Source organism: Thermosulfuriphilus ammonigenes (assembly GCF_011207455.1).
GTDB classification, from domain to species: Bacteria; Desulfobacterota; Thermodesulfobacteria; order Thermodesulfobacteriales; family ST65; genus Thermosulfuriphilus; species Thermosulfuriphilus ammonigenes.
In genome coordinates, this window is record NZ_CP048877.1 from 1,653,376 (window position 1) to 1,665,551 (window position 12,176).

Consider the following 12,176-nt stretch of genomic DNA (forward strand, 5'->3'; position numbering starts at 1 on the left):
CCTTTTTCAGTTTAGACACTCTTTATAAATCAGCGGATAATCCACCTTAAGAAGCGGCTGGAGAGGCCTCCCCCTCTTCGGCGACCTCAGATGCCTCTGAAGGCTGGGCCTCAGTGGTCTCCTCCACGGCCTCAGGAGTTTCAAGCACCTCCTCCATCATCTCTTCTTCCATTTCTTTGTCAGTGGCCGCAGCCAAGGCCTCTTCGTACTTGGCCTTTCCTTCCAGACAGGCTTCAGCAATTTTGGAGGTGATCAGACGGATGGCCCGGATAGCGTCGTCGTTGCCCGGGATGATATAGTCTATTTCCTCCGGGTCACAATTGGTGTCTACAATGGCTACCACCGGAATCCCGAGCTTGCGGGCCTCTTTTACGGCAATATTTTCATTGCGGGGGTCAACTATATAAACGGCGTCAGGTAAGGTTTCCATATCCTTAATTCCCCCCAGATTGCGTTCCAACTTCTGACGTAGGCGATCCATCTTTAGCCGCTCTTTCTTGGGGAAACGTTCAATAGTCCCGTCTTCAAACATGGTTTCTATATTCTTGAGCTTTTCGATGCTTCGCCGGATGGTTTTAAAGTTGGTCAAGGTGCCCCCCAGCCAGCGATGATTGACATAATACATGCCGCAACGTTCGGCCTCCTCTCTAATGGAGTCCTGGGCCTGCCGTTTGGTGCCCACAAAGAGGACCTTCCCCCCGGAGGCCACTGTCTCGGCCACAAAGTCATAGGCAATGTCAAAGAGCCGAACCGTCTTCTGAAGATCGATGATGTGAATCCCATTGCGGGCCCCGAAGATGAAGGGCTTCATTTTCGGGTTCCAGCGGCTTGTCTGGTGGCCAAAATGGACGCCGGCTTCAAGAAGCTGTTTCATGGTCAATCTAGGCATAGAAAAAACCTCCTTGAATTGGTTTGACCTCCGCCCTGTTCGTTTTGCCTCTGGATCCTGACAAAGGACACCCCAGAGACAATCCCAGAGCGTGTGTTTTTAAGATAGACCTAAAAATCGGCTTTATTTAACACCCAGGGTCCCCTTTAGCAAGGGCAAATAACCCATGGTTTCAGCCTTTAGGAGTTGGATTCTCTCTGTAAGAAATAGACGAGCAATACGTTGGGAGGTAGGAGTAAGGTCAGAGACGTAAAAAAGGTGGTCCGGCCCTCTTTCCAGACGGGCGGCCACATCGGGCCTCTGCTTTAGGAACTCTCCTATCTCTCTGGCCACTTCCTCAGAAGAATCGATAACCGTGGTGCGGCGTCCCATCTTGGCTGAAATAATGGGTTTCAGGAGGGGGTAGTGGGTGCACCCCAGAACCAGGGTGTCCACCCCTCGGACCTTAAGAGGCTGAAGATATTTGCGAACAATTCTTTTGGTCTCTGGACGCTTAAGCCAGCCTTCTTCCACCAAAGGGACAAGGAGAGGGCAGGGCTGGCCAAAGACCCTGATTGTCGGATCCAGCTCCTTTATCTTGCGTTCGTAGATACCACTTTCAATGGTGGCTCGTGTACCAATCACGCCGACTATCTTTTTTTGGGTTACGGCAACCGTCTTTTTGACTGCCGGAGAGATGACCTCAAAGATGGGCACTTCAGGGTATCTTTCTTTGAGGATATCCGTGGCCACCGAGGCCGCGGAATTACAGGCAATAACAATAATTTGGGCCCCCTGAGAGAGAAGAAACTCCGTGTCCTCAATGGCATAGGCCACAATGGTCTCTGGGCTTTTAGTTCCATAAGGAGTTCGGGCTGTATCTCCAAAATAAAGAAGCCTCAGCCCAGGTAGAGTTTTCATCAGAGCCCGAACCACAGTGAGCCCCCCGATGCCAGAATCAAATATGCCGATCATCCGATCCTCCTGGAGGCCATGGGAGAGCCGAGCCGGAGTCTTATTTGGCATTCAGGACAGAAGCCGAGCTGTTTAAAATCTGTCTCCAGAACTCCGTGAGAGGGGTACATGAGACAGCGGGGGTTGTGACAATGCCCCAGGCCAGAGAGATGGCCCAGAATATGAATGGTCTCTTTGGCCAGACGTTCGCAAAGGAGGGCCTCGGGTCTTTCTCCAAAAAGAAATTCCTTAAGCAAACTCAGAGAGATCACGCCTGCTTGCTGGAGATGTTGAACCTCGGAGATAACGTTATCCAATATTTCCGAGTAGATGTCGGCATCAACCAAACCAATGATAACATCAGCCTGAGGATGATGACGACGAAGATATTCAATAATGAAGTGGCTGTAGAACTTCCGTTTTACCGGATTGAACGCCGGAATAGGGGGAGGAAGGCTAGGGCCCAGATCTACCGACAAACTGGTCAGTGAGGAGACTGTCTCCATCAGGCGTTGGAGACAGCTTGCCCCAAGGCTTCCCATCGGGACAATAATCACCCTTTTGAAGCTCCTCATTTAAATTCTCCTGATGCCGAAAATGATTTAAAAACATAGCATGGTCTTCTGTCTTGGGCCAATTGCCTTGACAGGAGAGTTTGGTGGATTTAAGAGCCAAAAAGATACCCGTGAGGAGGAGATTATGACTTCGGATGTTTCCTGTCGCATTGACTGGGTAGATGACATAGAAGAGCCTGTAGAAACTACCATAGACCACCTTGGTCCCTGTAAGATTCCCTCGCCCTTTCCCAAAGAGCGCTGTTGGTTTATCTCCGAAGAGGATAGAGTTCTTCTGAGAATTTCAGCCAAGTCAATAGAAGAGGCTCTAAAGACGGGTAAGCCTCTGCCTTCTTTGGAGCTGGCTGGCCCGCGGGAGAAGATTTACTTTGATCCTGCCAAATTGCGGTGCGCCATTGTCACCTGTGGTGGTCTCTGCCCCGGAATCAATGACGTCATCAGAAGTATAGTTCTTACCCTTTATCATTCTTATGGAGTCACCCGGATTTTGGGCATCCGTTATGGTTTTCAGGGATTTATTCCTAAATATGGTCATGAGGTCATGGAACTTACCCCCGAGAGGGTCTCCAGTATCCACGAGGTGGGGGGAACGGTTTTGGGGTCATCTCGGGGGCATCAGCCCATCGATGAAATTGTCGATGCCCTGGATCGAATGAACATAGGCGTTCTTTTTCTTATCGGTGGAGACGGAACCCTTAGAGCCGGCAATAAGATCGTCGAGGAGATCAAGCGACGGGGGTTAAAAATCGCTCTGGTGGCCGTACCCAAGACCATAGACAATGATATTTATTTGGTCTCCAAGACCTTTGGCTTTGATACAGCGGTGGAGATGGCCTGTCAGGCCATTCGCTCTGCCCATACGGAGGCTATTGGTGCTCCCTATGGTATCGGGATAGTCAAGGTTATGGGGCGCTACTCGGGGTTTATCGCCGCCAGTGCCACTTTGGCTCTCAAAGAGGTCAATTTTTGTCTTATCCCAGAGTCTGACTTTGATCTAGATGGACCTCAGGGGCTCCTGGCGGCCCTTGAACAGCGGCTTCACTGCCGGCGTCATGCGGTGATTGTGGTTGCTGAAGGGGCAGGTCAAAAATATGTCCAGGGGCCCAAACCAGAGAGAGATCCATCTGGAAATATCAAACTTGGAGATATCGGGATCTTTCTCCGTGACCGAATCAAGGAGCACTTTTCCCAGTTAGGTATCCCCATTTATATGCGATATATAGATCCGAGCTACATTATCCGGAGTGTGCCAGCCAACGTGGATGATCGTATTTATTGTGGTTTTCTGGGGCAATATGCCGTTCACGCCGCTATGGCTGGTAAAACCGGGATGCTTATCAGCCGCTGGAACGGACGCTATGTCCATGTGCCAATTAAGGCGGCCATCTCAAGGCGTAAGCAGATCAACCTTCGTAGTCGCTTCTGGCTAAGTGTTTTGGAATCCACCGGTCAGAGCTCCCTTAAGAACAGCTGATGGGCAGGGGCCGTCAGAGGCGGGGCAAGAAGGTAGTCAGTGGTCGTTGTGAGGTCTGTGGCGAGGAGAAGCCCTTTTGCTGGCGATGCCGGCAATGTGGTTATCTCATCTGCCAGGAATGCATGATGACCTTCCCTCGTCGTTTTTCCTGCAACTCCATTACCTGGGTTTGTCCCAATTGTCTTAATTGGGAGGTGCTTTAATTACTCTTTTTTCGCCGCCTTCGTCTCGGAAAGATTATCGCCAGGGCTTCTTCTACCCGTGATACCAGATGAAACTTGATTTTTTCGCGGGCCTCTTTGGGGATTTCTTCTAGATCTTTCTGATTCCTCTTGGGAAGGATGACCTCTTTAATTCCGGCCCTTAAGGCTGCCAGCACCTTCTCCTTGATTCCTCCTACGGGCAGAATGAGCCCCCGAAGGGTTATCTCCCCGGTCATGGCCACATCGTGTCGGACAGTGCGGTCTGTAAGGAGGGAAACCAGGGCCACCAAGATAGTGATCCCGGCGCTGGGGCCATCTTTGGGAATAGCTCCTGCCGGGACATGAATGTGGATATCGTGGTGGTCAAAAAAATCTTCGGGGATCCCCAGCTCTGAGGCTTTAGAACGAATATAGGAAAGGGCTGCCTCGGCACTTTCTCGCATAACTTCACCCAGCTTTCCCGTAAGGATCAGTCGCCGCTGGCCCTTCATTCTGGTGGCCTCAACAAAGAGAATTTCTCCTCCAAAAGGGGTCCAGGCCAGACCTACAGCCACTCCGGGGATCTTTGTTCTTTCGGCCACCTCGGGAAGATATTTGGGAGGGCCGAGATAGCGATCCAGATCATTGACCCGGATGGTCACAGAATCCGCTTCTCCTAGGGCTACCTCCTTGGCCACAGCCCGACAGATAGCGGCTATCTGGCGTTCCAGGTTTCGGAGGCCGGCTTCTCGAGTGTATTGGCGAATAATGTGAGTCAGGGCACCATTGGTGAAACGTAGATTTTTGGTCGTCAGTCCATGGGCCTCAAGCTGCCGGGGGATAAGATACCGTTTGGCAATATGAAGTTTATCTTCTTCGGTGTAGCCCGGAATTTCGATAACCTCCATGCGATCCAGGAGGGGGCCAGGAATAGTATCCAGGACGTTGGCTGTGGCAATGAACATCACTTGAGAAAGGTCAAATTCAATTTCCAAATAGTGGTCGGAGAAGGTGGCATTTTGTTCTGGATCAAGAACTTCAAGCAGGGCTGAGGCCGGGTCTCCCCGGAAGTCAGCCCCCAGTTTGTCTATTTCATCAAGCATAAATACCGGGTTATTGACCCCTACTCGACGCAGCCCCTGGATAATTCGCCCGGGCATGGCCCCGACATAGGTCCGGCGGTGGCCTCGAATCTCAGCCTCATCTCGCACTCCTCCTAGGGAGATCCGTAAAAATTTGCGTCCCATGGCCCGGGCGATGGAGCGGCCAAGACTAGTCTTGCCCACCCCTGGAGGGCCTACAAAGCAGAGAATGGGCCCTTTGGTATCAGGCTTGAGTTTTCTTACGGCCAGGTGCTCCAGGATCCTATTTTTGACCTTTTCGAGATCGTAGTGGTCGGCGTCCAGAATGGCTTGGGCTTCTTTAAGATCCAAACGATCCTCGGTGGATTTCCGCCACGGAAGATCAAGAAGCCAGTCTAGATAATTGCGGACTACGGTGTATTCGGCCGAAGAAGGATGCATTCGGGACAGGCGTCTGAGCTCCCGTTCGGCCTCTTTGCGCACCTGGTCTGGAAGGTCGGCTTCCTCAATCTTTTTTTTAAGTTCTTCGATCTCGGCCGCCTCGGCCTCACCAAGCTCTTTTTGAATGACTCTTAGCTGTTCTCGAAGATAATATTCCCGTTGGCTTTTTTCCATCTGATCCCTGACCTGGGCCTGGATTTTCTGACCCAGCTCCAGGATCTCTACCTGACGGGTAAGGATGTGGAGGGTTTTCTCCAGTCGTTTTTTGACCTCCAAGGTCTCCAGGATCTCCTGACGTTCGGCCAGGGTGATGTTTACATTACTGACTACCATGTCTGCCAGAACGCCAGGATCGTCGATGTTGGCAGCCAGGGTCTTGAGCTCGGAGGGCATTTGAGGAGACAGGTCTAATATTCTGACAAACTGGTTTCGGACATTAGACATTAAGGCCTCGGTCTCAAGATCTCGCTCGACAATGTCCTCCAAGATCTCAGCCTTGGCCCGAATATACGGCTCATGGGAGAGAACTTCTCTTATCCTTACCCGGGAGATCCCCTGGATTATGAGGCGGATGCTTTCTTCGGCCGTGCGGGCCATGCGAAGAATAAGCCCCGCGGTGCCGATCTCGTAAAACTCTCGTTTCCCCTCTTCCTCTCGGACCCCAACCACGACTATCGTCCGATCTCCAGCAATGGCCTCCTCTACCAGCTTAATCAAACCTGGTTCGCTGATCACCAGGGGGATGACCATGTGGGGGAAAAGGAGGGTCTCTGTTACCGGAAGGACTGGATACTCCCGAAGTTCTTTTCCTTCTGGTTGTTCCATGGCCGTCTCTTCTCTGCTATCTGTCATACCGCACCTCAGGGTGAACTTATCGGCCACCACGGCCAGTTTTTCAGGAATAAGAGGACATTAGGAAATTAAGTCGGCTCTAGGAAATTTCAACGCGAACTGAGCCCTTAGGGAAGATGATTCGCAAGATACCATCTTCATAGTTGGCTTGAGCCATATTGGGTAGGATACCGGCTGGTAGTTCCACCACCCGTTCAAAGGAGCCGTAAGGAATTTCCATCCGATGATAACGTAGCGGCCCTTTCGGGCGGAGCCGCCGGCCAGAGACCACCAGATAATCTCCGTGGACAGTAACCCGGAGGTGGTCTTTATCTACCCCAGGAAGAGGCATGAGGACCACAACCTCCTCTGGGGTCTCATAGACATCTACCTCCGGCACCCAGGCCCGATAGGCCGGGTAGGTACAACTCCAGACAAAACCAAAAAGATCCTGGGCCATGTCTGAAAGGGCCCTTTCCATCTCACTCAGACTCTGGCTTACCTGAATCTTTATGACGGGCATGGTTCTCCTTTTGGGAGGTCTTTGGGGCCGAAGAAAGAGGAAACTATTTCTTTAAGACTGGCTAAGCTAAAAGGCTTTTTAAGGAAGGCATCTGCTCCGGGAACACTGGCCGGATCTACTTCATAACCACTGGCAATGACGATCCGACTCTCAGGGGAGATCTGCTTTAACATCGGAGCCAAATTGCGGCCGTCTATGTCGGGAAGGGAGACATCAAGAAAGATGAGAGAGAATTTATGGGTACGGGTCAAATCCTTAGCCTCGGAGCCATCCTGGGCCTCGCTAGTTTCTATTCCTAGATGTTTGAGCATCTCTACCATGATCTGCCGCACTAGTGGTTCATCATCAACCACCAGTACAGACGGGCGATCGGCCATAGTGACTCCCTAGACATCAATATTTTCAAAGGATAGTTATTGAAAGAGTTACTGTCAATTTTTTAGTTCTCGCTAAATCCTAACTGAAAGAAACGACCAGATATTTCATCTTACTAAATTTCCTTCAATTAAGCCAGTAATAATGAAAGATTCGGGCCTGAGGCCATAGTGGTCGTTCCTGTCTAGACGATATGTGCCTGAAATAAGCTCAATGGTGTCTAAATTTTCTAGGACCCATCTTAAGGCCTTTTTATTCGCGCCTGACCGGTTAAGCCCTTTGGCCAGGAGCATGATGGCATCCCAGGCGGTGGCACTGAAATACTCTGGTGGTCTTCCCAGTTCCTTTAGGGCCAGGAGGAAGCGTCCGTCAAGATCTTCGGGCTGGAGGACAAATCTTGGCCAGGTTGCCTTTACCTCCGGGGGGAGAAGGCGTGGAGTGAAGGAAAGGGAAGCCGCCTGATAGCCTAGAAAAAGTGGGGGTAATCCCTTTCCCTGCCAGGAGTTGACTACCGTTGCCAGGGCCTTAGGTTCGGCCCAGGAGACAATAGCCTGGGCCCCCTGTGAGTCTAGGTGACGAAGTTGGGTTTCCACATCGGTGTCTCCCGGGCTGAACCATTCCCGAGCCACCACCTTAAGGTGGAACTCAGCCGCATAGGCTCGCAGCCAAATTAGGGCCTTCTTACCGGAACGACTCGAGGGCAAAAGGAGCCCAATTTTTTGAAACCCTTGACTCTTCAAATATCGGTAAAGGGCCTTTACTGCCGGAGGCAGGGCTGGACCAACCTTAAAGTTGTAGGTAAAGGGCTGGGCCGGCTGGCGGAACAGAGGGCCGTCACCGGAGATAAGAATCAGAGGGATCTTTTCTCGGTCGGCCAGCCGTCTCAAGGCCATTTCCGCCCGGGGATTGGACGGGCCGATAAGGGCTACCACCCCCTCAGCGGAAATAAGCCGCTGGGCCAGGATGAGGCTCCGTCGAACAAGACCCTGATCATCAACTACGATGAGCTTTAATGGGCGTCCTCGAATGCCCCCGCGCTGATTAACTGTCTCCACCGCCTTTTGGGCCATAAACTGATATATTTGGCCTTTTCTAAAGCCAGGTCCAGAAAGATCAAGAATAGCTCCAATCTTTATGGGAGGAGCTGCGTGGGCTGGAGTTCCCCAAACTGGAGCGGCAAAAAGAAAAATAAAGGCCAGAAACCAGGCCATAGGTTATCGGAGTTTTTTAAGGTAGCTTCGGGCTGTTTTGGCCTGCTCGGAATGGGGATATCTTTTTAACAGTCGTCGAAAAATGATCTTGGCGCTTTCGGTATCCCCTAACCGGAGAAAGGCCAACCCTTGTTTAAGCATGGCGGCCGGAACCTTGATGCTCTGAGGATACTTTTCAATGACTTTCTGATATTCCAAAATGGCCTCTTCGAATCGTTTAAGTTGATATTCACACTCACCGATCCAGAAGATGGCATTGGCCACCCGTTTGCCCTGGGGATACTGCTCAAGATAGCGCTGAAAGGCCTCCTTGGCCTGCTGATAGCGGCCCTTTTTGAAGAGCTCAAGGGCCTGATCATAGAGTTCCATCTCCGCCTCAATCTTGGCCACCTTTTCCTTTTGGGCCCGGGCTTTCTCCTTTAAGACCTTTTTCTGACTTAGCCGCGAGACCTGGGTCTCCAGGGTATCAAGTCGGCTTATAATCTCGGCCTGAAACTGCTGAAAATTTTTCTCTGAGCGTTCTTCACGGAAGGCCAGTTCCTCTAGCCGGCCGTCTATTCGCATCATTTCCGCCCGGAGTCTTTCCACTTCGGTAGCTAGCTCTGCTTGGTGGCGGGATAAGCCTTCAAGCCGTTCGGCCTGGGCCTTTGTGATCTTCCCCCTTTCCTGATTAAGGGTGGCTACCTCCTTCTCCAGAGAGGCCAGACGCCTTTCCAGATTGTCGTAGGCCTGGCTCAAGGTGGCCAGACGATAGTCTAGATTTTCGATGTCCTGTTGTTGGGCCACACAGGCCGGGAGAAAAAAGGTCATAATGATAACCAGAAGGAGTCGTTTCATAAGCCTTTATCTTGCCTTTGGGCCACAGGGATTGTCAACCACTTCCCGAAAGCCTTCGTATGGTGGCGATAAAGAATCCCACCGAATGAGTCTCATGGGGGTAGAAACGGGCACAGTGACTAATTCGGGAGTCAAAGACCCTCCCATTAAACTCTTTAAGACCTGGATGGGAGGGTAGGGGATAGTCCATCTTAAGAATCTCTGCCGGGCGGCGGTTCAGGAGATAGTCAACCACAGCCTCATTCTCTAAGGGATTGAAGGTGCAGGTAGAGTAAACAACAATCCCTCCTGTCTTTACTAAGTCAAAGGCCCTGAGGAGGAGTCCCTTTTGGATGGCTGGTAGGTCCGTGCGGGTCTCTTTCCGATAGAGAACTTCTCCCTCTTTAGTTATTCGATAGCGTCCTTCACCTGAGCAAGGGGCATCTACCAGAACTTTGTCAAAAGGGGGGCCCATAGGGAACATCTCTCCTCGATACTGGGTAGTTACCACCCCGGTGATCCCTAGACGCTTGAGATTGGAGACCAGCGCCGTCAGGCGATCTATCCTTTTGTCATTGGCGACAATAAGGGTTCGGTCTTCGGTCCTCTGGGCGATGTAAGATGTTTTACTGCCGGGGGCAGCACAGAGATCAAGGATAGTCTCCCCTGGTTGAGGGTTTAGGGCCAAAACAGGAAGGGCTGAGTTTATGGTTTGAGGATATATATAACCTAAATAATACTCTTCGGTCGTCCCGATGGGAAAACCCCACGGGGAAATCTCATAGAAGTCCGGTATCTCGGTGACGGATCTGAGGTGGACACCTTTTTGGGCCAGACCATTGATGACCCTCTCTTCGCGGAGACATTTGAGGCGATTTATCCGGATATACATCGGTAGAGGCTCAAGGAGACTCTGGCTGAACGCCTCAAAGTCGGGGATGAAAGAACGATAGGCCTCAAAGGGTGTGGTGACCATTTAACAGAACCTCTTTTAGTTGTTGGTGATCCGAGATGATCAGATCCGCCGCCGAGAGATGTTCCGGCTCCAGAGTAGTTGTCAGCCCCAGGCAGGTAAGTCCTGCCGCCTTGGCCGATTGGATTCCGGCAGGGGCATTCTCTACCGCTGCGGCCATTTCCTTCTGGGCCTTAAGAAATTCTAGAGCTCGAAGGTAGGGTTCCGGATGGGGTTTGCGACGGGTGACCATGTCGCCGGTGAGAATAAAGTCAAAGATGTCTCTCAGACTGAGGGGAAGGATCTCTTCCAGGACTCTTAAATGGGAACTGGTTACCAAAGCCAGGCGGCGTCCTTCTTTCTGGAGCTCTCGAAGGAGATCAGGCACCTCAGGGTATGGTCTTACCAGATGTCGAAATTTGCGCGCAAAGATTTCTTGCTGCCTGGACAAAACCTTCATAAACCAGGTCTCGGTAGGTTCCACTCCCTGGTGGGCAAAGAGCCTTCGGGCCGAAGAAAGTTCGATGGCCCCTTCATGGAGATAAAGTAGCTTTTCGGGAATGTTGAGGCCGAATTCGGCAAAGGCTTCCTTCCAGGCCCGGACATGGTAGGGCATACTATCTACCACCACGCCATCCATGTCAAAGATGATGAATTCCCGCTCTGCCAGAGATGTTTTTTTAGACTCCAAAGGCCTTTGTGACCTCCTCTATGGTTGCTCCCCTGATGAGGATTTTCTTCTCTCGCCCCTTCGCTCCAGAAATAATAGAAAAGTCCGTTCGGGGGCGGGAGAGAATCTTAGCCAGATAGGCGACCAGAGCCTCATTGGCCCGGCCGTCCACCGGCGGGGCGGCCAGACGGATTTTAACCGCCTGGCCATGACGGCCAACAATTTCTGTTTTTTTGGCCCGGGGCTGGACATGAATCTTAAGAATTACCCCTTGGGGATGGGAGACAATGGGATCCATGGCCTCATAGAGGTTATTCTAGACGAGGCCCCTCTTCAAACTCTTCAAAGGGCTCCTCACTTTTTGATTCTTGAGATGGAGGGGCCTCCTTAATTGCTGCCGGTTTTTCTTCCTTGGTTGTGGTCGGTTTCCCTTCTGGTTCTGTCTCTAAGGTCTTTTCTGGTGACTCGGTGGATTCAAGTAGATCCAGCCAGCCGCGCAAAAGGCCCCTTAGCTCGGCCGTCATTTCTGTCTTTTTCCGTATCAGTTCGCTGATCTCCTGGGCTAGGATCTTTTTAGTCTCCTCGGCCTCTTGACGGATTCGCTCAGCCTCAAGTTCTGCTTCTTTTCGGATGAGCTCAGCCTCCCGTCGGGCCTGATCCTTGATTTCCTCGGCCAGACGTTGGGCGGAGACAAGGGCCTGGCGAATTTCTGTCTCTTCTTCTAAGAGGCGGGCAAGGCGTTCTTCTTTTCTTTTAAGTTCGTCCTTAAGGGCGTGATTCTCCTTGAGAAGTCTCTGAAGTTCCTCTCCCAGTTCTGCCAAAAAGGTATCTACCTCACCACGATGGTAGCCAAAAAGGCTACTGCGGAACTCTTTTTCTTCGATATCAAGGGGGGTGATAGGCATCATCTAACCCTCAATGCCAGTTCGTAAAAAGACGGCACTAAAAACTGTTTCAAAAAAACAATGGCTAAGATGGCCACCAGAGGAGAGAAATCTATTCCTCCCATGGGAGGAAGTATCCGCCGAATACGATAAAGAACCGGTTCGGTGGCCTGATAAAGAAAACGGACGATAGGGTTATAGGGGTCAGGATTGACCCAGGAGATAAGGGCCCGGGCGATAATGATCCACATATAAATGCTTAAGGCAATGTCAATTACCGTGGCCAGAGCCTTTAGGAAGTTACTCATCAAAAACACCGGCATACCTCCTTCTTAATA

15 protein-coding genes are annotated in these 12,176 nt (G+C 51.3%); 2 read left to right on the forward strand and 13 right to left on the reverse strand.

Going from position 1 to position 12,176, the window contains the following annotated elements:
- Window positions 1-46: 46 nt before the first annotated feature.
- The 3 genes from rpsB to G4V39_RS08075 form a co-directional block, all read right to left on the reverse strand.
- Window positions 47-889 carry a 30S ribosomal protein S2 gene (gene rpsB / locus G4V39_RS08065; RefSeq protein ID WP_166032444.1) on the reverse strand — a complete coding sequence of 281 codons (843 nt, stop codon included), beginning with the start codon at window positions 887-889 and terminating at the stop codon, window positions 47-49.
- A 123-nt stretch (window positions 890-1,012) separates the two neighbouring features.
- The gene (gene murI, locus G4V39_RS08070) at window positions 1,013-1,843 is read right to left on the reverse strand and encodes a glutamate racemase (RefSeq protein WP_166032445.1); all 831 of its coding nucleotides are present in this window, start codon (window positions 1,841-1,843) and stop codon (window positions 1,013-1,015) included.
- On the reverse strand, window positions 1,840-2,397 hold the full coding sequence (locus G4V39_RS08075; protein WP_166032446.1) for a hypothetical protein: 558 nt from the start codon (window positions 2,395-2,397) through the stop codon (window positions 1,840-1,842). The genes murI and G4V39_RS08075 overlap by 4 nt, the downstream gene beginning before the upstream one ends.
- Window positions 2,398-2,521: 124 nt before the next feature.
- Between G4V39_RS08075 and G4V39_RS08080 the strand changes: the two genes are divergently transcribed.
- Together G4V39_RS08080 and G4V39_RS08085 are read left to right on the forward strand one after the other, a co-directional pair.
- On the forward strand, window positions 2,522-3,871 hold the full coding sequence (locus G4V39_RS08080) for an ATP-dependent 6-phosphofructokinase (protein WP_166032447.1): 1,350 nt from the start codon (window positions 2,522-2,524) through the stop codon (window positions 3,869-3,871).
- The gene (locus G4V39_RS08085) at window positions 3,871-4,074 is read left to right on the forward strand and encodes a hypothetical protein (protein ID WP_166032448.1); all 204 of its coding nucleotides are present in this window, start codon (window positions 3,871-3,873) and stop codon (window positions 4,072-4,074) included. The genes G4V39_RS08080 and G4V39_RS08085 overlap by 1 nt, the downstream gene beginning before the upstream one ends.
- On the opposite strand, the gene lon is transcribed toward G4V39_RS08085, so the two are convergent.
- From lon to G4V39_RS08135, 10 genes are all read right to left on the reverse strand, one after another.
- Window positions 4,071-6,428: an endopeptidase La gene (lon, locus tag G4V39_RS08090; RefSeq protein ID WP_210412060.1), complete on the reverse strand. Its 2,358-nt coding sequence runs from the start codon at window positions 6,426-6,428 to the stop codon at window positions 4,071-4,073. The genes G4V39_RS08085 and lon overlap by 4 nt on opposite strands.
- A gap of 79 nt (window positions 6,429-6,507) precedes the next feature.
- Complete coding sequence (locus tag G4V39_RS08095; RefSeq protein WP_166032449.1) at window positions 6,508-6,930, reverse strand: Hsp20/alpha crystallin family protein; 423 nt, start codon at window positions 6,928-6,930, stop codon at window positions 6,508-6,510.
- Window positions 6,918-7,307, reverse strand: coding sequence for a response regulator (locus tag G4V39_RS08100; protein WP_166032450.1), 390 nt, complete (start codon window positions 7,305-7,307; stop codon window positions 6,918-6,920). Before G4V39_RS08100 ends, G4V39_RS08095 begins: the two co-directional genes overlap by 13 nt.
- A 105-nt stretch (window positions 7,308-7,412) precedes the next feature.
- Window positions 7,413-8,516 (reverse strand): ABC transporter substrate-binding protein, encoded by a 1,104-nt coding sequence (locus tag G4V39_RS08105; protein ID WP_166032451.1) that lies wholly within the window; start codon window positions 8,514-8,516, stop codon window positions 7,413-7,415.
- Between the two features lie 3 nt (window positions 8,517-8,519).
- Window positions 8,520-9,353 carry a tol-pal system protein YbgF gene (ybgF, locus tag G4V39_RS08110; protein ID WP_166032452.1) on the reverse strand — a complete coding sequence of 278 codons (834 nt, stop codon included), beginning with the start codon at window positions 9,351-9,353 and terminating at the stop codon, window positions 8,520-8,522.
- Between the two features lie 34 nt (window positions 9,354-9,387).
- Window positions 9,388-10,308 carry an NOL1/NOP2/sun family putative RNA methylase gene (locus tag G4V39_RS08115; protein ID WP_166032453.1) on the reverse strand — a complete coding sequence of 307 codons (921 nt, stop codon included), beginning with the start codon at window positions 10,306-10,308 and terminating at the stop codon, window positions 9,388-9,390.
- The gene (locus G4V39_RS08120; protein ID WP_166032454.1) at window positions 10,289-10,975 is read right to left on the reverse strand and encodes an HAD family hydrolase; all 687 of its coding nucleotides are present in this window, start codon (window positions 10,973-10,975) and stop codon (window positions 10,289-10,291) included. The genes G4V39_RS08115 and G4V39_RS08120 overlap by 20 nt, the downstream gene beginning before the upstream one ends.
- Window positions 10,965-11,252, reverse strand: coding sequence for a DUF167 domain-containing protein (locus G4V39_RS08125; RefSeq protein ID WP_166032455.1), 288 nt, complete (start codon window positions 11,250-11,252; stop codon window positions 10,965-10,967). Before G4V39_RS08125 ends, G4V39_RS08120 begins: the two co-directional genes overlap by 11 nt.
- 13 nt (window positions 11,253-11,265) lie before the next feature.
- Window positions 11,266-11,862, reverse strand: a complete 597-nt coding sequence (locus G4V39_RS08130) for a DivIVA domain-containing protein (protein ID WP_166032456.1) — start codon at window positions 11,860-11,862, stop codon at window positions 11,266-11,268.
- Window positions 11,859-12,155, reverse strand: a complete 297-nt coding sequence (locus tag G4V39_RS08135) for a YggT family protein (protein ID WP_166033105.1) — start codon at window positions 12,153-12,155, stop codon at window positions 11,859-11,861. Before G4V39_RS08135 ends, G4V39_RS08130 begins: the two co-directional genes overlap by 4 nt.
- Window positions 12,156-12,176: the final 21 nt, after the last annotated feature.